General features: G+C 69.1%; 18 protein-coding genes and 2 tRNA genes. 8 read left to right on the top strand and 12 right to left on the bottom strand.

The features are described 5' to 3' along the window. Window positions 1-13: 13 nt before the first annotated feature. The 4 genes from AC07DO_RS12315 to AC07DO_RS12300 form a co-directional block, all read right to left on the bottom strand. Complete coding sequence (locus AC07DO_RS12315; protein WP_479059001.1) at window positions 14-1300, bottom strand: class E sortase; 1287 nt, start codon at window positions 1298-1300, stop codon at window positions 14-16. After that, window positions 1297-1944, bottom strand: coding sequence for an aminodeoxychorismate/anthranilate synthase component II (locus tag AC07DO_RS12310; RefSeq protein ID WP_479058999.1), 648 nt, complete (start codon window positions 1942-1944; stop codon window positions 1297-1299). Before AC07DO_RS12310 ends, AC07DO_RS12315 begins: the two co-directional genes overlap by 4 nt. Window positions 1945-2172: 228 nt before the next feature. Further along, window positions 2173-2892 carry a class E sortase gene (locus AC07DO_RS12305; protein ID WP_479059721.1) on the bottom strand — a complete coding sequence of 240 codons (720 nt, stop codon included), beginning with the start codon at window positions 2890-2892 and terminating at the stop codon, window positions 2173-2175. Between the two features lie 23 nt (window positions 2893-2915). Beyond that, window positions 2916-3686, bottom strand: a complete 771-nt coding sequence (locus AC07DO_RS12300) for a DUF881 domain-containing protein (RefSeq protein WP_479058997.1) — start codon at window positions 3684-3686, stop codon at window positions 2916-2918. 142 nt (window positions 3687-3828) lie between these two features. Here AC07DO_RS12300 and crgA point away from each other — a divergent pair, with 142 nt between their 5' ends. Further along, window positions 3829-4086 carry a cell division protein CrgA gene (gene crgA, locus AC07DO_RS12295; RefSeq protein ID WP_055563960.1) on the top strand — a complete coding sequence of 86 codons (258 nt, stop codon included), beginning with the start codon at window positions 3829-3831 and terminating at the stop codon, window positions 4084-4086. Between the two features lie 242 nt (window positions 4087-4328). Here crgA and AC07DO_RS12290 read toward each other — a convergent pair whose 3' ends face one another. Both AC07DO_RS12290 and AC07DO_RS12285 read right to left on the bottom strand, forming a co-directional pair. After that, window positions 4329-5225: a rhomboid family intramembrane serine protease gene (locus AC07DO_RS12290; protein ID WP_479058995.1), complete on the bottom strand. Its 897-nt coding sequence runs from the start codon at window positions 5223-5225 to the stop codon at window positions 4329-4331. Window positions 5226-5349: 124 nt separating this feature from the next. After that, a complete protein-coding gene (locus AC07DO_RS12285) occupies window positions 5350-5883 on the bottom strand; it encodes a peptidylprolyl isomerase (RefSeq protein WP_479058993.1) in 534 nt (177 codons plus the stop codon). A 301-nt stretch (window positions 5884-6184) separates the two neighbouring features. On the opposite strand from AC07DO_RS12285, the gene AC07DO_RS12280 reads away from it, so the two are divergent. From AC07DO_RS12280 to AC07DO_RS12265, 4 genes are all read left to right on the top strand, one after another. After that, window positions 6185-6910: a DUF5324 family protein gene (locus AC07DO_RS12280; RefSeq protein WP_479058991.1), complete on the top strand. Its 726-nt coding sequence runs from the start codon at window positions 6185-6187 to the stop codon at window positions 6908-6910. Window positions 6911-7095: 185 nt separating this feature from the next. Continuing rightward, window positions 7096-8586, top strand: coding sequence for an aminotransferase class I/II-fold pyridoxal phosphate-dependent enzyme (locus AC07DO_RS12275; protein WP_479058989.1), 1491 nt, complete (start codon window positions 7096-7098; stop codon window positions 8584-8586). A 4-nt stretch (window positions 8587-8590) separates the two neighbouring features. Then, window positions 8591-9190 carry a flavin reductase family protein gene (locus AC07DO_RS12270; RefSeq protein WP_479058988.1) on the top strand — a complete coding sequence of 200 codons (600 nt, stop codon included), beginning with the start codon at window positions 8591-8593 and terminating at the stop codon, window positions 9188-9190. A gap of 157 nt (window positions 9191-9347) precedes the next feature. After that, window positions 9348-9800 carry a pyridoxamine 5'-phosphate oxidase family protein gene (locus tag AC07DO_RS12265; protein WP_479058986.1) on the top strand — a complete coding sequence of 151 codons (453 nt, stop codon included), beginning with the start codon at window positions 9348-9350 and terminating at the stop codon, window positions 9798-9800. A gap of 102 nt (window positions 9801-9902) precedes the next feature. Here AC07DO_RS12265 and AC07DO_RS12260 read toward each other — a convergent pair. Continuing rightward, window positions 9903-9975, bottom strand: a tRNA-Ala gene (locus AC07DO_RS12260). Between the two features lie 181 nt (window positions 9976-10156). On the opposite strand from AC07DO_RS12260, the gene AC07DO_RS12255 reads away from it, so the two are divergent. Together AC07DO_RS12255 and AC07DO_RS12250 are read left to right on the top strand one after the other, a co-directional pair. Beyond that, window positions 10157-10705, top strand: a complete 549-nt coding sequence (locus AC07DO_RS12255) for a helix-turn-helix domain-containing protein (protein WP_055527494.1) — start codon at window positions 10157-10159, stop codon at window positions 10703-10705. Window positions 10706-10753: 48 nt separating this feature from the next. After that, the gene (locus AC07DO_RS12250) at window positions 10754-12433 is read left to right on the top strand and encodes a serine/threonine-protein kinase (protein ID WP_479058985.1); all 1680 of its coding nucleotides are present in this window, start codon (window positions 10754-10756) and stop codon (window positions 12431-12433) included. Window positions 12434-12537: 104 nt separating this feature from the next. On the opposite strand, the gene AC07DO_RS12245 is transcribed toward AC07DO_RS12250, so the two are convergent. Both AC07DO_RS12245 and AC07DO_RS12240 read right to left on the bottom strand, forming a co-directional pair. After that, the gene (locus AC07DO_RS12245; RefSeq protein ID WP_479058983.1) at window positions 12538-13884 is read right to left on the bottom strand and encodes a hypothetical protein; all 1347 of its coding nucleotides are present in this window, start codon (window positions 13882-13884) and stop codon (window positions 12538-12540) included. A 388-nt stretch (window positions 13885-14272) separates the two neighbouring features. Beyond that, on the bottom strand, window positions 14273-14401 hold the full coding sequence (locus tag AC07DO_RS12240; protein WP_003999697.1) for a DLW-39 family protein: 129 nt from the start codon (window positions 14399-14401) through the stop codon (window positions 14273-14275). Window positions 14402-14715: 314 nt separating this feature from the next. Between AC07DO_RS12240 and AC07DO_RS12235 the strand changes: the two genes are divergently transcribed. After that, window positions 14716-15045, top strand: a complete 330-nt coding sequence (locus AC07DO_RS12235) for a DUF6344 domain-containing protein (RefSeq protein ID WP_479058981.1) — start codon at window positions 14716-14718, stop codon at window positions 15043-15045. Window positions 15046-15289: 244 nt separating this feature from the next. Here the strand turns inward: AC07DO_RS12235 and AC07DO_RS12230 are convergent. The 3 genes from AC07DO_RS12230 to gyrA form a co-directional block, all read right to left on the bottom strand. Further along, window positions 15290-15366, bottom strand: a tRNA-Ile gene (locus AC07DO_RS12230). Window positions 15367-15461: 95 nt separating this feature from the next. Then, a complete protein-coding gene (locus AC07DO_RS12225) occupies window positions 15462-16205 on the bottom strand; it encodes a DUF3566 domain-containing protein (RefSeq protein ID WP_479058979.1) in 744 nt (247 codons plus the stop codon). 18 nt (window positions 16206-16223) lie between these two features. Continuing rightward, window positions 16224-18827: a DNA gyrase subunit A gene (gyrA, locus tag AC07DO_RS12220; RefSeq protein ID WP_479058978.1), complete on the bottom strand. Its 2604-nt coding sequence runs from the start codon at window positions 18825-18827 to the stop codon at window positions 16224-16226. Window positions 18828-18846 lie beyond the last annotated feature (19 nt).

The raw sequence follows: 18846 nt of genomic DNA, 5'->3' as shown, positions 1-18846 counted from the left end.
CGTTCTCACCGTTCTAGTTCACGAGCGCGCTCGGTTTTCCCTTGTCACGCGGTCGCTCCTCGACCATCTTGCCCCAGACGATCATTCGATACTTACTCGTGAATTCCGGGGTACAGGTGGTCAGTGTGATGTACCGGCCGGGTTTGGTGAAGCCCGAACCCGGGGGCACGGGACCGATCACACTCGTGTTGCTGGGCGCGGTCTGCGGCAGGATGCTCGCCATCTTGTAGACGAAGTACTTGTCCTGCGTCTCCACGACGATCGGGTCGCCCGGCTCCAGGCGGTTGATGTAGCGGAACGGTTCGCCGTGCGTGTTGCGGTGGCCCGCGACCGCGAAGTTGCCCTTCTCGGCCTCCGGCATCGCGGTCTTGGTGGCGCCTGCGTTGTAGTGGCCGACCATGCCCCGGTCGAGGACCTTCTGTTTGTCGATGCCCTCGGCGACCGGCACGACGACGTCCAGGCGCGGAATGTGCAGGAGAGCGAAGCCCTGTCCGGGCTCGAAGCTGCCGGGCTTGCCCTTGCCCTTCGCCCAGCTCTCCTGGAGGTCGTGCGCTGCTCCGTCGGCCTGCTGCTGGGCTCGGATGTTCGTCCACCAGAGCTGGTACGTGACGAAGAGAAGCATCAGGACACCGACCGTGATGAAGACCTCGCCGAGCCCCCTGCTGATCACCGCGCCGGGGGACGGCCTGCGGGCACGCTCCGCGCGGCGGGCCTCGACGCGCGACAGGGGAGCGGCACCCGCGGCACCCGGACGGGGCTCCGCGGGGCGCGTGCCGCCCTTCTTGGCGGCCTTGCGACGGGCGGCCCGGCCTCCGGGGGCCTCTGGTTCTGCTATTCGCCGGGTGTCGGCGGTCCGCAGACCCACGGTTTCGTCGTCCGGCACGGGGGCGTAGGCGCCGTACAGCTGCTCGTACGTGGGCTCAGGGACCTGCTGCGACTGCTGCGGCTCTTGCTGCGACTGCTGTGGCTGCTGTGGCTCTTGCTGCGGCTGCTGGTGGCCGTACCAGTCGCGGTTGTACCCCTCGGGGTCGTACCACTCCTGTTCCTGCGGCTCGGCAGGCGTCTGTGGCTCGGCAGGCGTCTGCGGCTCAGCGGAAGCCTGCTGCCCGGCAGGCGTCTGCCGCTCCGGCTCCGCGCTGCCGCTGCGGAACCACGGCGAGGGGTGCTGCCCCGGCAACGGATCCGTCAGGGGGTCCTCCAGGTGATCGACCGCCGCCTCGAACGCACCGGCCTCCCCGTACGCGTCATGCGCGTCGTACGGGGCTCCGGAGGAGTCGCGCTCGGGGCGCAGGGCCGTCACGCCGTGGCCCTGCCCACCACCGGGGCAAGCCCGCTCGACCGGGCGACGGCGCCGGTGTCTCCGCACTCCGCGAGCCAGTTGGCCAGCATGAGGTGGCCGTGCTCGGTCAGCACGGACTCCGGGTGGAACTGGACACCCTCGACCGCGAGTTCCCGGTGCCGCAGGCCCATGATGATGCCGTCCTCCGTGCGCGCGGTGACCTCCAGGGCGGCGGGGACGGTGGCGGGCTCGGCAGCCAGCGAGTGGTATCGGGTCGCGGTGAACGGGGACGGCAGGCCGGCGAAGACGCCCTTGCCCTCGTGGCGGACGAGCGAGGTCTTGCCGTGCAGGAGCTCGGGGGCCCGGTCCACCACACCGCCGTACGCCACCGCCATGGACTGCATGCCGAGGCAGACACCGAAGACGGGCACACCGGTGGCGGCGCAGTGCCGCACCATCTCGACACAGACGCCCGCCTGCTCCGGTGTGCCGGGACCCGGCGAAAGCAGTACGCCGTCGAAGCCGTCCTGCGCGTGCCGCAGCTCGACCTCGTCGTTGCGCAGCACCTCGCACTCGGCGCCCAGCTGGTACAGGTACTGGACGAGGTTGAAGACGAAGCTGTCGTAGTTGTCCACGACGAGAATGCGGCTGCGGCTGCGGCTCATGCCGCCGACGGCGCTCACTGGCCGTCCACGGTGACGTCGTTGAAGGGCAGCAGCGGCTCCGCCCACGGGAAGATGTACTGGAACAGCACATAGACCACCGCGAGGACGAGCACCAGGGAAATCAGTACCCTCACCCATGCGTTTCCCGGCAGATGCCGCCAGATCCAGCCGTACATGCCGTCCCTTCCGTCGCGTACGGCCAGGCCTCCCTCGCCGTACCACACCAGACTAACGGCGCAGTGCCTCCGGTTTCCCGGCCTCCACGGGCTGGGTCGCGTCCAGATGTGCCCAGGCGATCAGCCGGTGGCTGTGGCCCCACTCTGGTTCGCAGGTCGTAAGGGTGAGGTAACGGCCGGGGCCGTCATAGCCGGATTTGCGCGGCACGGGATCAATGACGTCGATGTCGTCGGGGAGCGTCTTGTAGGGCTTCCTGTCGATGCGGTACGTGAACCAGGTGGCGCCGTCGGTGAGGACCACGGCGTCGTCGGGGCGCAGTTTCGGGAAGTCCTTGAAGGGGTCGCCGTAGGTGCGACGGTGGCCCGCCACGGCGAAGTTGCCCTTCCGGCCGAGGCGGGCGGTGGAGGCGTAGTGGCCGAGGCCCTTCTTGAGCACCTCGGTGCCGGTGCCGTGGAGCACGGGCTTGTTCCACGTGAAACCGAACCGCGGGATGTACATGACCGCGAAGGCCTTGCCGTCTTTGTAGGACGCGGGGTCGTCCGGCGAATCCGTCGAAGTCCCGGTCGGCTGATCATCCGTCCCGGTCGGCTTGTCGTCCGTCCCCGTGGAGACCTCCCCCTGCGCCCACCGGTCCCGCAGTTCATCGATCTGGCTGTCCATCGCGCTGTCGGCCTTCACGCCGGTCCAAAACAGGACGTAGACGACGAAGAGCACGATCAGCGTGCCGACGGTGATGCACAGTTCGCTGAACGTCCTGACCAGCACGCGCACGGACACGGGTCCCCCAAGTGCGGCTACTCCACGGGCTTCGCGTAGTGGAGATCCACTGTGCCCGAGTAGCCGGGAAGAGTCACCGCTCCGTCGTCGTCCACTTTCCAGCCGAGCCCGTACGCGTTGACGTAGAGCATGTAGTTCTGGATCTCGGGAGAGGCCGTGAGGGCGGTCCTGAGCTTGTCGGGGTCGCCGACCGCGGTCACCTTGTACGGCGGGGAGTAGACGCGGCCCTGGAGGATCAGGGTGTTGCCGACGCAGCGCACGGCGCTGGTGGAGATCAGCCGCTGGTCCATGACCTTGATGCCCTTGGCGCCGCCCTTCCAGAGGGCGTTCACCACGGCCTGGAGGTCCTGCTGGTGGATGACCAGGTCGTTGGGCTGGGGCTCGGGGTAGCCGGGGAGCTTGGCGGTGGCGTTGGGCGGGGCGTCGGCGAGGGTGACCGTGACCGCCTTGCCGCTGAGCTTCTTGGTGCCGGCGTTCTCTTCGAGCGCCTCGAGCCGGGCTTCGTCCGCCTTGGTGCCGCCGCCGTCGCGCTGGGCGAGCGACTCGACGTCGTCGCGGAGACTGCCGTTGGACTCGTCGAGGGCGCCGTTCTTGTGGCTGCGCTCCTGAATGAGATCGGAGAGTTTCAGCAGCGAGGCGTCGGTACGAATGTTGGTGCCCTTGGCCGTGTTGAAACTGGTGAAGAAGATCAGCCCGGCGAGAGCGAAAACAGCACCCGTAAGCACCCGAACCGGACGCCATCGGGGGCGCCGAACGGGACCTTTGTGGGAGTCGGCAGAATTGCTCAACGTACCCTTATCTCCTTCGACGCCGCGGAAGCACTACGCTAACGGACGCCCGGGGGAGGCTTCAGCTCCCCGTGACGTCCCGCCCGGCGCCAGACAACAGTTACCTGCGCGGCCACGCAGCGCATCGACAGGAGAGACCCTCGTGCCGAAGTCACGTATCCGCAAGAAGGCAGACGACTACACACCGCCGCCCGCGAAGAAGGCGACGAACATCAAGCTGACGAACCGCAGCTGGGTGGCTCCGGTGATGCTGGCGATGTTCCTCATCGGCCTCGCCTGGATCGTCGTCTTCTACGTCACGGACGGGAAGCTGCCGATCGATCCGCTGGGCAACTGGAACATCGTGGTGGGCTTCGGCTTCATCGCCGCGGGGTTCGGCGTCTCCACCCAGTGGAAGTAGGCTTCCCCAGCTGAACACAAGCCTTGCCCTGAGTTATCCACAGCGCTATCCACATGGGGAAAAGGTCTGAAGATCTGTGGATAACCTTCGGCCGGTTGACGCCGGTGTGACTGGCCGACCGAAACTCTGTTCGCCGCTCGCCCCTTGTCCTTCCTGGGGAAACCCAGGTCAGCGACAGGGGGCACGGTTGTTCCCCACAGCATGCACAAGATCCGGCACACGCTGTGGACAACGTGGGTACGTCAGGTGAGCTCGGCAGTCCTCACGACGACCATGACCACCGTCGCGAGCAGCACCAGCGCACAGCTGCCGTACTGGATTAGGTTCCGCCGCTCGCGGGGCGCGTGCACCATCGCGTAGCCGACGACGAGACCGCCGACGAGCCCGCCCACGTGTGCCTGCCACGCGATGTTGGGCCAGAAGATGGTGATCACCATGTTGATGGCAAGCAGCGCGATGACCGGCCGCATGTCGTAGTTCAGCCGCTTCATCAGGATGGCGGTCGCACCGAACAGACCGAAGATGGCGCCGGACGCTCCGACCGAGGGCGCGAACGGCTCCGCGAGGAGATACGTCAGCGCGCTGCCCGCGAGACCCGACGCCGCGTAGAGCGCGAGGTAGCGGACGCGGCCGAGTGCGGCTTCCAGCGGGCCGCCGATCCACCACAGGCTGAGCATGTTGAACGCGATGTGCATGTAGCTGCTGTGCAGGAACATCGCCGTCACCAGGCGATACCACTGGCCCTCGGCGACACCCTCGACTGAGCCGAACTCCGGGACGTAGGCACGGCCCAGCAGGGAGAACCGGTCGGTGAAGCTGTCCCCCACCGCCAGCTGCACGAGGAACAGGGCGAGGTTCAGCCCGACCAGGATCTTGGTGACCAGGCGCGGGTCGGCGGCGATCGTGCCGCCCGCGACCGTGCGCGGCTGGTTGGCCGTCGGCGCGTGACCCGTGCCCGAACCGTCACGGACGCACTCGGGGCACTGGAAGCCGACCGAGGCACTGATCATGCACTCGGGGCAGATGGGGCGCTCGCAGCGCGTGCAGGTGATGCCGGTCTCCCGGTCCGGATGCCGGTAGCAGGAGGGCACACCCGACGCTCCCTGTGGCTCCTTCGGACTGCCTGGCGCCTGGTCCATGGGGTCCCCTCAATCTCCGTACGAAGGCACTGCGACGGCACGCGTGGCAACGCACCGCCCCGCCCTTCCTTACGGATGGGCGGGGCGGTTTGGTTCCCTCGCGGTACGCGCGGGTACGCGCAGGTCAGGCGTCGCGGGTCTCGATGACCACGGACTCGATGACCACGTCGTTGACCGGGCGGTCGGTGCGCGGGTTCGTCTGGGCGCCCGCGATGGCGTCCACGACCTTCTTGCCGGCGTCGTTGGCGACCTCACCGAAGATCGTGTGCTTGCGCGTCAGCCACGCCGTCGGCGCGACCGTCACGAAGAACTGCGAGCCGTTGGTGCCCGGGCCCGCGTTGGCCATCGCCAGCAGGTACGGCTTGTCGAAGGCGAGGTCCGGGTGGAACTCGTCCTCGAACTCGTAGCCCGGCCCACCCGTGCCGTTGCCCAGCGGGTCGCCGCCCTGGATCATGAAACCGCTGATCACCCGGTGGAAGACCGTGCCGTCGTACAGGCGCTCCGAGGTCTTCTTGCCGGTCGCGGGGTGGACCCACTCGCGCTCGCCCTGGGCGAGCTCAACAAAGTTCTTGACCGTCTTGGGCGCGTGATTCGGCAGAAGCCGGACCTCGATGTCGCCCTGGTTGGTCTTCAGGGTGGCGTAAAGCTGCTCAGCCACGATCTGCCTTCCGTTGTCTTCTGTGACCCCCCGATCCTCGCACGGACCGGATTGGGACGAGTAGCCACCGACTGGGCGCGCGCCGCATCGATCCGTGGCATTGTCGGCCGGGAGCTCTCCGCTGCAGAGATTTTGCCTGGTTCAGAGACTGAAACGCTCGGAAAATGGAACTCAGGATGCCGGGGTCAGCTTCCATGACCCGGATGCCCGCCCTCGCATGTCATCGGAGCGATCCGAAAGGCATGATCCCTGAAAGGGTGGAAAGGTGACATACCTATACGCCACCGAGGAGGAGGATCCCGTGACCCGCATCGACAGCGTGCGCGCCGCGACCGGCTCGGCCAAGGACAGCGTGCGTCACGCCGCGGACGCGGTGGCACCTTACGCCGACACGGCCAAGGACCGGGCCACTCACTACGCCCACGAAGCGCGCGTACGACTCGCACCCAAGGTGTCTTCTGCTGCCCAGCAGGCCGCCGAACAGGCCCGCGTGCAGTACAGCGCCCACGTCGCCCCCCGTGTCGAGCAGGCCCGCACCCACGTGCCGCCGAAGGTCGACCACGCCGCGCACGAAGCCGCCGCCCGCACCCGCAAGGCCGCCCGCCAGGCCGCCGACTACTCCAGGCCGCACATCGAGAACGCGGTCGCCGCCGCGCAGCCCGTCCGCGAGGAGGCCACTTCCCGTGGCACGGCCGCTCTCGCAGCGCTGCGCGGTCAGGTCTCGGCGAAGGAGGTCCAGCGCCTGGTCCGCAAGCACGAGCGCAGGGCCAAGAGGGGCCGCATCGCCAAGCGGCTCGCCGTCCTCGGCCTTCTCGCCGGCGGTGCCGTGGCCGCGTGGAAGTGGTGGGACAAGCAGGCCAACCCCGACTGGCTGGTCGAGCCGCCCGCGGCCACGGAGGTGCCGGACAGCACGCCGCTGACCTCGGTCGACGGCAGTGGCCAGGCCGCCCTCGACCCCGAGGTGCAGGCCAAGCAGGCGGAGGCCGAGGCCGATGCCGATGCGAAGGACCGGGACAAGCGGGGCTGACGCCGCGTACGACGTCGTGGGGCGGGGGCCGGGTGGTCTGCCCGCCCCGCGTTGTTTCACGTGAAACAACGCCTCCGGGCGTCGCGAGGTGACCCCTGACGGCCGTTCCGGGTGACCCCTCACGGCCGCCAGTGGGTCCGGGTGGTCCTTGGTTGGTGCACGGAGGAAGGGGAACTGCTCCTGGCATGGCTGCGAACCAAAGCTTGAACCACGACGAGGCGCCTGTCCTGGAAGCGCTGGAGCGCTACCACAAGGTCGACGAGCTCGCCTTCACCCCGCCCGGCCACAAGCAGGCGCGGGGCGCCGACCCCCGGGTCAGGAAGGTGCTCGGCGAGGCGGTGTTCCTCGGCGACGTACTCGCCACGGGCGGGCTCGACGACCGGCTGAGCCGCCATCAGATCCTGGAGCACGCGCAGCGGTTGATGGCCGACGCCGTCCACGCCGAGCACACGTTCTTCTCGACCTGCGGCAGCTCTCTGTCGGTCAAGGCGGCCATGCTGACGGTGACCGCGCCGCACCGCCGTCTGCTGGTCGGGCGTGACGCCCACAAGTCCGTGATCGCGGGTCTGATCCTCTCCGGCGTCGAGCCCGTGTGGGTGGAACCCGCCTGGGACCCCGAGCGCCACATCGCCCATCCGCCCTCGGCCGATGCGTTCGAGGAGGCCTTCGCCGCCCATCCCGATGCCGACGGCGCGCTGGTCACGAGCCCCACGCCCTACGGCTCCGCCGCCGACCTCGGCGCCATCGCCGACGTGTGCCACCGACGCGGCAAGCCTCTGATCGTCGACGAGGCCTGGGGCGCGCACCTGCCCTTCCACGACGCGCTGCCGACCTGGGCGATGGACGCGAGCGCCGACATCTGTGTGACCAGCGTCCACAAGATGGGCAGCGGCCTCGAACAGGGCTCGGTCTTCCACCTCCAGGGCGACCTGATCGACCCCGCGGTCCTCGCGTCCCGGGCAGACCTCCTCGGCACCACCAGCCCTTCCGTCCTGCTCTACGCCGGGCTGGACGGATGGCGCCGCCAGATGGTCCAGCACGGCGAGCGGCTCCTCGGTGACGCCCTGGACCTGGCCGCCCGCACCCGTGCGGCGATCGAGGACATCGACGGCCTGCACGTCGACGACGCCGACGACTACTGCGGCCCCGGCCGGGCGGCCGACCTCGACCCGCTGCCCGTCGTGATGGACCTCTCCGCGCTCGGCACCACCGGTTACGCCGCCGCCGACTGGCTGCGTGAACACCACCACATCGACATGCACCTCTTCGATCACCGACGGATCAGCGCCCAGCTCACCCACGCCGACGACGAGGCCACCACCACGCGCCTCCTCGACGCGCTGCGCGATCTGTCCAGGCACGCCGACGAACTGGGCGACGCCCCGAAGGTCGACGTCCCCAGCCCCGGCGACCTGCGGATGCCCCAGGCGGACCTGCCGCGCGACGCCTACTTCGCCCGCCCCGAGGACGTACCCGTGGAGGAGGCGGCAGGACGCATCGCCGCGGAGATGATCACCCCGTACCCGCCGGGCATCCCCGTCGTCCTGCCCGGCGAGCGGCTGACGGAGCCCGTCCTGACCTATCTGCGTTCGGGCGTACGAGCCGGCATGAACCTTCCGGACGCGGCCGACAGCTCGTTGAAGACGGTGCGCGTCGTACGAGAAGAGAGACGGTAAGGGCGTGGCCCGCGATGGGGAGGACGCGGACGAGGTGGACGACTCGGTCGGCGTGAACGACATGAGCGGCATGGACGACGTGGACAGCGTGGACAGCGTGGATGACGTGGCCAAGGGCATCGCGGCCTTCACGTCGCTCGCGGACTCGTCCGTGTACGTCGTCACCGCCGTGGCGGACGGACAGCGCGCGGGCTGTCTGGTCGGCTTCGCGAGCCAGTGCTCCCTGGAGCCCGTCCGGTTCGCCGTATGGCTCTCCAAGGCCAACCACACCTACCGGTTGGCTCTGGCGGCGACCACTCTCGCCGTGCACCAGCTGCCCCAGGACCGGCACGACCTGGCGGAGCGCTTCGGGTCGCTCTGCAGCGACCGGACCGACAAGTTCTCCGGACTGCACCTGGAGGAGGGGCCGGAGGGAGCCCTCGTTCTGGCCGACTCCCTCACCTGGTTCGTCGGCCGCATCCACGACCGTTGCGACGGGGGCGACCACGTCGCGTTCCTGCTCGACCCGATCGCCGCCCATGCCCCGGCCCCGGACTCGGCCGAAGCCGGCTCACCCCTGACGCTGCACGACGCGGGCGACATCACCGCGGGCCACCCCGCGTAACGCGACCGCGGCCACCGTTGCCCGTGGTGGGGCCCGCCGTTGTCCGTCGTTGTCTCTCGTTGTCCGTGGTGGGTTCCGTGCTGAGCACGGAGGCGTACGCCACCGGGCCCGGGTGAGGCTGGGGTCCACATCACGCCTTCGGCCCACAGGAGCACCCATGAGCGCCCCTCCGCGTCCCCGTGCCCAGCGTCGTCACGACACCGAGTACCGGCTCGCCCACGACATCGACGTGTGGGTGGCGAGCGCCTCCCCGGAAGGCACCCCGCACATGGTGCCGCTCTCCTTCGACTGGGACGGCGAAGCACTGTGGGTGGCGACCCGGGCCGACACCCCGACCGGCAGGAACCTGACCGCCACCGGGACCGCCCGGCTGGCTTTGGGGACCACTCGCGACGTGACCATGATCGAAGGGGACGTCCAGGTCCTCGGAATCGACGAGCCGCCACGAGAACAGACCGACCGCTTCACCGCGCGCACCGACTTCGACCCGCGCGGGCAGACCGCCCCGTACAACTGGTTCCGCATCGTCCCCCGCCACATCCAGGCCTGGCGGGAGTCGAACGAACTGCGAGGACGCGACCTCATGCAGAAGTCCGTCTGGCTCGACTGACCCACCGGGGCTCAGGGCCCGCCCTGCACGACAACAGGCACCGAGTACGGGAAATGCCCTCCGAAACCCTGCGTTTCCGCAGGTCGGAGGGCATTCTCACGGTGGAGCCTAGGGGAGTCGAACCCCTGACATCTGCCATGCAAAGACAGCGCTCTACCAACTGAGCTAAGGCCCCGCGACGGTACGCCGAACCGGAAGAATCACGTCCCGACGCGCATCGCAGACCAGAGTACCGGGTCACCCCCCGAATCCCGCAAAAGGATTGGGGGTCCCGGTCCACGACCACTCTCCGTAAGATGCTCGACGTGGTTCGCGGCAGCGAACCGCGGTCTTAGGGGAAGCGATGGGGAGACGCAATGGACGCCGCACAACAAGACACCACCGCGAGAGCACGAGAGCTCCAGCGGAATTGGTACGGGGAGCCGCTGGGGGCGCTCTTCCGTCGCCTCATCGATGATCTGGGCCTGAACCAGGCACGCCTCGCCGGAGTCCTCGGCCTGTCCGCGCCCATGCTGTCCCAGCTGATGAGCGGTCAGCGTGCCAAGATCGGCAATCCCGCGGTCGTCCAGCGCGTCCAGCTCCTCCAGGAGCTGGCGGGCCAGGTCGCGGACGGCAGCGTGAGCGCCGCCGAGGCCACCGACCGCATGGACGAGATCAAGAAGTCCCAGGGCGGCTCCGTCCTCACCAACACCGCACAGACGGCGACCAGTTCGGGCGCGCCCACGGTCAAGCGCGTGGTGCGCGAGATCCAGTCACTGCTGCGCTCCGTCGCGGCAGCCGGCGACATCATCGATGCCGCCGACTCCCTCGCCCCGACCCACCCGGAGCTGGCAGAGTTCCTCCGGGTGTACGGCGCCGGGCGCACCGCGGACGCGGTCGCCCACTATGAGGCGCACCAGAGCTGAGCCGTCGACCGGGCCGCTCACGGCCCGGAGGGGGAGCGGAGCGCGACCATGGGTGAGGTCTTCGCCGGCCGGTACGAACTGGTCGACCCGATCGGACACGGGGGAGTCGGGGCGGTCTGGCGCTCCTGGGACCACCGGCGCCGCCGTTACGTGGCCGCCAAGGTCCTTCGACAGAGCGACGCGCACGCGCTGTTGAGGTTCGTACGGGAGCAGGCTCTACGGATCGACCACCCCCATGTACTCGCGCCCGCCAGCTGGGCCGCCGACGACGACAAGGTCCTGTTCACCATGGACCTGGTCGCCGGCGGCTCACTGGCGCACGTGATCGGGGACTACGGCCCGCTCCCGCCCCATTTCGTCTGCACCCTCCTCGACCAGCTCCTCTCCGGCCTGGCGGCCGTCCACGCCGAAGGCGTCGTCCACCGTGACATCAAACCGGCCAACATCCTGCTGGAAGCCACCGGTGCGGGGCGCCCGCATCTGCGTCTGTCCGACTTCGGCATCTCGATGCGCAAGGGCGAGCCCCGGCTGACCGAGACCGACTATGTCGTCGGTACGCCCGGTTACTTCGCGCCCGAACAAATGCTGGGTGCCGAACCGGACTTCACCGCCGACCTCTTCGCCGTCGGCCTGGTCGCCCTGTACCTCCTGGAAGGCGCCAAGCCGGACTCCAAGGCCCTGATCGAGTACTTCGCCGAACACGGCACGCCAGGGGCCCCTCAGGGCATCCCCGAGCCCCTCTGGCAGGTCATCGCCACCCTTCTCCAACCGGATCCCCAGACGCGCTTCCGCACCGCCACGGGTGCGCGCAAGGCCCTCGCCTCGGCCGCGGAGATGCTGCCCGAGCCGGTCCCGGACGACGAGCTCATCGAAATCTTCGACCAACTCGCCCCGCTGCCCGCCGGATTCGGCCCCACCGGGCCCGATGACGTCACCGGCCCCGGCCCCGGCCCCGGCCGTCAGGCAACCAGCTCGGACCACTCCCTCGTCTCCGCCCCGCACGCGCATCCGCACCCACACCAGGGCCCACACTCGCGCCCGCGCTCCGCACCTCGACACGCGCGCCCCACCACCGGACCCGCGGTACCCGACGCGCCCGCTACGCCGCCCCCGCCTCCGCACCTGCCACCAGCAGCAACGGGCCCCACACCTGCCCCTGAGCCGCCCGCCCCCGGGCTGCCCGCCCCTGTGCCACCCGCATCTGGGATGCCCGCCTCTGCGCCACCCGCATCTGGGATGCCCGCCTCTGGACCGTCACACACAGAGGGTTTCCCACTGCCCCCGCCCGTACAGCCCGCGCCTCCACAACCGCCGCAGCCCCGCTACGCCCCGCAGCCCCCGCACACCCCGCCCGCGCAACCGCCTCTTCTTCAGCCTCCCCAGCCGTCCACTCCCCCCACTCCGATACCTCTGCGGGCACCCGAACCCGAACGTGATCCCGCGTACGACCCCGCACGAGCCGTGACGTCGTCGGCCCGCCGCAGCCAGGCCCTCACCCCCGCCGTCGCCGCAGCCTCTACTCATCCGTACACCGCTCAAGCCGCTCAGGTTCCGCCTCTGAACCATCCGATTCCACAGCCCCACGCGGCACCTCACGCGACGGCCCACGCCCCGGCCCTCCCCATACCTCGGCGGCGTCCCGGCCCGCCCGCGAAGGTGGCCGTCCCGATGCTGCTCGTGGCGCTGGCCTGCCTCGCGATAGGCGTCTGGGCGCTCACGCAGCTCTGAGACTCACGCGCTCTGACATCCGCGCGCTCTGAGATCCACTCTGAGATCCGGGCGCGCGTAGGCCCTGGCCGCTAGGACCGGCCCGCTCACCGCCCCTGCGCCGGTCAGAGCCGTGCGGCCGTCCCCGCTCTCCGTCGCGCGACCAGCGTCCACACCCCGAGAATCCCGAGCAGCACCACTCCGGTCCCGATCCCCCCGGCGGCGATCACCGCCATCAGCTCGTCGTCGCGCCCGTCGCCGCCTCCGCCGGTACCGTTCTCGGTCCCCGCTGTCTCTCCCCGCCGCACGGCCTCCGCGTCCCGCTCGGATACGCCGAAGTCACCCGCGGGACGAGGTGACCCCGCATAGGCAGGCCCCGGCCGCGGCGAACCGTCGACGTCGACCCGCAACGTCAGGTCAAGCGGCGCCTCGCCGAACTTCTCCGCGACGTCTGGGCTGAGGTGGACCGACACGTAGTACCAGCCGGCGAACCCCATCGCGGCCACCTCGTCCGTGAGGGCGAACCGGTTCTCGTACGCGACCGGCGGCAGCGGGTCCAGGGACGACGACTTCTGCTTGCCGTCGTACGCGGTGTCGGAGTCCTCGACCTGGGCGCGTACCGGGTTGTGCAGTGATGTGACCAACGCGGACGAGACGTAGCCCCTGTCCCGGCCGGACCCGACCCCCGTCGACCCGCTCCCGACTCCGCTCCCGTCCTCGCGCCCGCTCGAGCTCCCGAGCTCCGCGGCGACGGAGAGCTGCTGCCCCCAGTCGACCGGCACGCGGTAGAAGAGGGTCTCTCCGGGCTCCATATCGGCCCCCCAGACCCCTTTCTCCAGTCCTCGCGCATCGTTGAAACTCGTGCCGCCCTCCCGCGGCGTGCGCTCCCCCGTAGGCGGCACGGGGGACGCCGAATCCCACGCCCGGGGCGGCGTCGTCCCACCCTCCGCCCGCAGCACGGGCTCTGACGCCACGTGGAGTTCCAGCTCCCAGTCCTCCCGCGCGGTCGCCGACCGTACGGTGCCCGAGGACCTGGTCCGCTCGACGAGCACGTAATACGTACCGGCGCCCGTACAGCTCTTCTCGCCGGGACCGACCCTCCGGGCGGCCGTCGCCGTGATCGGACGCGGGCTCTCCGAAGAGCCGAACCGCGCCTCCTCCGCATCCAGGGGACTGCAGTTGTTGCCGTCGGAGTCCTGGACGGACACCTCGACCCCGTCGGCGTAGGAAACCATGGCGTCGGCCTTCGGGACGGCCGTCACCGACACGTACGCGTTCTCCGCCGCCTTCAGCTCCAGACGGTAAAAACGCTGTCCCACGCGCGGGAGGGAGCTTTTGTACGTCCTGCCGGGCATCAGCCGGTGTCCCTCGACGGTGCTCGTCGCGCCCTCAACTGTCTCGGCACCCTCGGCGAAGGCGTACGGGGTGTCGGAGGCGCCCGCGGCCCCGGCCGGTCCGGGAAGCAGCGCCATGCACAGCGCAGCGGCCACCGCAACGGCAGGAGCGGCGCGACCCGGACCCGACCCCAGGCCCAGGTTCGAACCCGGGCCTCTACCCCGGCCCGGGCCCCGGTCCCGCCCAGCCGCCCCCCGGCACCCGTTCAGCCGCCGCCCCATCACGCGTCACCCCTCGCCGAACCGAACCCAGCCGTCCCACCCGTCCCGACCGTCCTGCCCGTCCGACGCCGCGCGGACACCACCACAGGCAGGCCACCGACGCAACCGCGCCAACCCCGACATTCACAGAAGCAACCATTTCATTCGCATAAGCGAAATGGTGAAAGAAAGGCGCCTGTCGCCGGACAGCACAAAGCCCCGGCCGCAAGAGCGACCGGGGCTTGTGAAGTGACTGTGTCGGTACTCACGAACCCGTGGGCACGGAGTCAGTCGCCTCCGTCCACAGATCCTGCTCGGCGCGATCCGCCTGGATCTGGCGGTACACGAGGAGCCCGCCGATGGCGGCCAGTGCGACCAGGAGAAGCTTCTTCACCGCGCGACCTCGTCTTTCCTTGACGTAGGGGACTTCTGGCGCCCGACTATACACACCGAGCGATACCGATCGGTGACCTGGTTGGGCCTCAACTCCCGCCCTGCGGAGAGCAGTAGAAACGGACCCGTCAGCTCCGCCGGGAGACCCCATCCACTGTGACTTTCGCCGCTTTGCCCCCTTCTCGGCCCCCTTGGGGCCATCCGGGTGGTGTTCATCTGAACATCGACGCGCCACGAGCGTCGGTCCACCACTCTCGGCCCCGCATACACATCATGAGGAAAGTACGCAAATCGCCCAACCCGAAATGAGGGGCAATGACCGGCAGCAAGGCCATGAAGCTCTGGACCACGATCGTCACCGCGTTCCTCGCGCTCTTCGCCGCGATGGGGCTCACCACGACGGCCGGCGCGGCCACGGCGGTACAGGAGACCACGAACGCACGCAACGCCACGGTGTGCGCACCCACGCCGACGATGGCGCTCTGGTCGGCCGCGTACGAACGGTCCTTGCCCCCGACGATGAAACAGCGCATCCGCGCCGAGGCCCATGGCTCGTCCCCCAGCTGCCGGCACCTGCCCACGGTGGACACCGAGGCCGAGACTGACGCCACCGCGCAGGAACCAGGCCTCGCCCCGGAACCGTAGCCCCGGGCCCACCACCAGGGCCCGCGCCCTGGACCTGAACTCACGAAGACCCCCGGCCACCAGGCCGGGGGTCTTCACGCTTATCCAGGCCAGGCGCCAGGCGCCAGGCACTGGGCACTGGGCACTGGGCACTGGGCACCGAGAGCTGAGCGCTGGGCGCTGGACGCCAGAAGACTGGCACCAGACACCAGACACCTCCACAAACGCCAGAACCCCCAACCGTGACCGGTTGGGGGTTCTGTGCTGGTGGGGCTAACAGGATTTGAACCTGTGGCCTCATCCTTATCAGGGATGCGCTCTAACCAACTGAGCTATAGCCCCGCCGCGCTGCGGTGTGTCCCGCGCGCTGACCTCTGAAGATTAGCGCACCTCGGGGCCAGTCCCAAAATCGATACCCGCGCGCGGGGGAGCGAGGGCTATTCGTCCTCGGCGAGGGTCAGCTCGACGCCGCCCACGAAGCCCGCGGAGAGGTTGTAGATGAAGGCGCCCAGCGTCGCCAGAGCGGTCGCCAGGACGACATCGATGACCGCGATGATCGTCGTGAACATCAGGACGCGCGGCAGCGACAGGAAGGACTGCAGGTCGAAGCCGTTGGACTCGTTCGAGCCCGTCGCCTCGGAGATCGTGCCCCCGACCGTGGAGAAGACGCCCATCGCGTCCATGACCATCCACAGGACGGCCGCCGCGACGATCGTGCAGATGCCGAGCGCGATGGAGAGCAGGAAGCTGACCTTCATCACCGACCACGGGTCGGCCTTGGCCACCCGCAGGCGCGCCTTGCGCGTGCGCGGGGTCGTGCGCGCCCCTGTGCGCGGTCGGCGCACCGAGCCCGTCTGCGAGCCCTGCTGGTACGCCTGTGGCGGGTGGTAGGGCCCCGAGGGCTGCTGCTGGGGCTGACGCTCCCCGGGAAGCGCCCCGCCCGCGCCACCCCCCTGCTTGCCCTTGGTCTTGCTCTTGCCTTTGCCCTTGCCTGCCACGTACGCAGTGTCGTACTGGTCGGAGGTCTGACCAGAAGTCCCTGGCCCTCGGGTGTCCGTCACAGTCCCCCCCTGGGATCCATGAGACTCGTCGGAGTCGTGTGCGTCAGTGGCGGAGCCACGGGCACCATCCGTGCCGGTAGTGCCGGTTCGATTTGCCCCGGCGCCCGTGGCTCCGCTCACGATGACTCACTCCTCGCGCTACTCGGCCGAGGAGTCCACGCCCTCGTCCGTACCGGTGGCCGGCTCGGCGGCGTCCGATTCGTCGACGACGATGTCCCCGTCGACTTCCTCGGCCTCGCGCCCGGCCTCGGCGTTACGTGCGATGCCGACCACGGCATCGCGCTTGCCCAGGTTGATCAGTTGGACGCCCATGGTGTCACGGCCCGTCTCCCTGACCTCGTTGACTCGCGTACGAATCACACCGCCGGACAGCGTGATGGCGAGGATCTCGTCGGTCTCCTCGACCACCAGGGCACCGACGAGCTCGCCGCGGTCCTCCACGATCTTGGCGGCCTTGATGCCGAGGCCACCGCGACCCTGAACGCGGTACTCGTCGACGTTGGTTCGCTTTGCGTACCCACCGTCGGTGGCGGTGAACACGAACGTACCTGGACGAACGACATTCATCGAGAGCAGTTCGTCGCCGTCGCGGAAACTCATTCCCTTGACGCCCGAAGTGGCGCGGCCCATCGGGCGCAGCGCGTCGTCCGTTGCGGTGAACCTGATCGACTGGGCCTTCTTGCTGATGAGCAGCAGGTCGTCCTCGGAGGAGACCAGCTCGGCACCGATCAGCTCGTCGTCCGAACCGTCCTCCGTCTCGCGGAGGTTGATGGCGATGACACCGCCCGAGCGGGGCGAGTCGTAGTCCTTGAGCGGTGTCTTCTTTACGAGGCCGCCCTTGGTGGCGAGCACCAGGTAGGGCACCGCTTCGTAGTCACGGATCGCGAGGATCTCGGCGATCTGCTCGTCCGGCTGGAAGGCGAGCAGGTTCGCGACGTGCTGGCCGCGGGCCTCGCGGCCGGCGTCCGGGAGCTCGTACGCCTTCGCACGGTAGACGCGGCCCTTGTTCGTGAAGAACAGCAGCCAGTGGTGTGTCGTCGACACGAAGAAGTGGTCGACGATGTCGTCCTGCTTCAGCTTCGTGCCGCGCACGCCCTTGCCGCCGCGCTTCTGCGAGCGGTAGTCCTCCGTCTTGGTGCGCTTGATGTAGCCACCGCGCGTGATGGTGACGACGATGTCCTCTTCGGCGATCAGGTCCTCCATGGACATGTCGCCGTCGAAGGGCACCAGGGCGGAGCGACGGTCCTCGCCGAACTTGTCGACGATCGCCGCGAGCTCTTCGCTGATGATCTGGCGCTGCTTCTCGGGCGAGGCCAGGATCGCGTTGTACTCGTTGATCTTCGCCTGGAGCTCGTCGTGCTCCGCGACGATCTTCTGGCGCTCCAGGGCCGCGAGACGACGCAGCTGCATCTCGAGGATCGCGTTCGCCTGGATCTCGTCGATCGACAGGAGGCCCATCAGGCCCTCGCGGGCGATGTCGACGGTCTGGCTGCCGCGGATGAGCGCGATGACCTCGTCAATGGCGTCCAGGGCCTTCAGGAGGCCACGCAGGATGTGCGCACGCTCCTCGGCCTTGCGCAGCCGGAACTTCGTGCGCCGGACGATGACCTCGACCTGGTGCGTGACCCAGTGCCGGATGAACGCGTCCAGCGAGAGGGTGCGCGGCACGCCGTCGACCAGGGCCAGCATGTTGGCGCTGAAGTTCGACTGCAGGTCGGTGTGCTTGTAGAGGTTGTTCAGGACGACCTTGGCGACCGCGTCACGCTTCAGGACGATGACGAGGCGCTGGCCGGTGCGCGAGGAGGACTCGTCGCGGACGTCGGCGATGCCGCCGACCTTGCCGTCCTTGACCAGGTCGGCGATCTTCTGCGCGAGGTTGTCCGGGTTGGTCTGGTACGGCAGCTCGGTGACGACCAGGCACTGGCGGTTCTGGATCTCCTCGACCGCGACGACCGCGCGCATCGTGATGGAGCCGCGGCCCGTGCGGTACGCCTCCTCGATGCCCTTCCGGCCCACCACAAGGGCGCCGGTCGGGAAGTCGGGGCCCTTGATGCGCTCGATGAGGGCGTCGAGCAGCTCCTCGTGCGAGGCGTCGGGGTGCTCCAGGGCCCACTGCGCGCCCGCCGCGACCTCGCGGAGGTTGTGCGGCGGGATGTTGGTGGCCATGCCGACCGCGATGCCCGCCGAACCGTTGATCAGCAGGTTCGGGAAGCGCGCGGGCAGGACCGTCGGCTCCTGGTTGCGGCCGTCGTAGTTGTCCGTGAAGTCGACGGTGTCCTCGTCGATGTCACGGACCATCTCCATGGCCAGCGGCGCCATCTTGCACTCGGTGTACCGCATGGCGGCCGCCGGGTCGTTGCCCGGGGAGCCGAAGTTGCCGTTGGAGTCCACCAGCGGCATCCGCATCGACCACGGCTGGGCGAGGCGCACCAGGGCGTCGTAGATGGAGGAGTCGCCGTGCGGGTGGTACGTGCCCATGACGTCGCCGACGACGCGGGCGCACTTGTAGAAGCCCTTCTCGGGGCGGTAGCCGCCGTCGTACATCGCGTACAGGACGCGGCGGTGTACGGGCTTCAGACCGTCACGTACGTCGGGCAGCGCACGGGACACGATGACGGACATCGCGTAGTCGAGGTAGGAGCGCTGCATCTCCGTCTCGAGCCCGACGGGCTCGACACGCATGCCCACACCGGGAACGGCGGGTTCCTCTTCGGGCGTCACAGGGGTGTTCTCGTCGGCCATTGCTGGTCAAAGTCCTTTC

This window comes from Streptomyces sp. NPDC045678 (assembly GCF_056432085.1).
This window is presented reverse-complemented; position numbering and strand designations above follow the sequence as displayed.

Bases quoted from the DNA above. Each gene is read 5' to 3' on its own strand.
- AC07DO_RS12310 (WP_479058999.1), bottom strand. From the start codon at position 1,944: ATGAGCCGCAGCCGCAGCCGCATTCTCGTCGTGGACAACTACGACAGC.
- AC07DO_RS12265 (WP_479058986.1), top strand. From the start codon at position 9,348: ATGAGCGCCCCTCCGCGTCCCCGTGCCCAGCGTCGTCACGACACCGAG.
- AC07DO_RS12250 (WP_479058985.1), top strand. From the start codon at position 10,754: ATGGGTGAGGTCTTCGCCGGCCGGTACGAACTGGTCGACCCGATCGGA.
- AC07DO_RS12235 (WP_479058981.1), top strand. From the start codon at position 14,716: ATGACCGGCAGCAAGGCCATGAAGCTCTGGACCACGATCGTCACCGCG.
- gyrA (WP_479058978.1), bottom strand. From the start codon at position 18,827: ATGGCCGACGAGAACACCCCTGTGACGCCCGAAGAGGAACCCGCCGTT.
- AC07DO_RS12245 (WP_479058983.1), bottom strand. From the start codon at position 13,884: ATGGCGCTGCTTCCCGGACCGGCCGGGGCCGCGGGCGCCTCCGACACC.
- AC07DO_RS12275 (WP_479058989.1), top strand. From the start codon at position 7,096: ATGGCTGCGAACCAAAGCTTGAACCACGACGAGGCGCCTGTCCTGGAA.
- AC07DO_RS12255 (WP_055527494.1), top strand. From the start codon at position 10,157: ATGGACGCCGCACAACAAGACACCACCGCGAGAGCACGAGAGCTCCAG.
- AC07DO_RS12290 (WP_479058995.1), bottom strand. From the start codon at position 5,225: ATGGACCAGGCGCCAGGCAGTCCGAAGGAGCCACAGGGAGCGTCGGGT.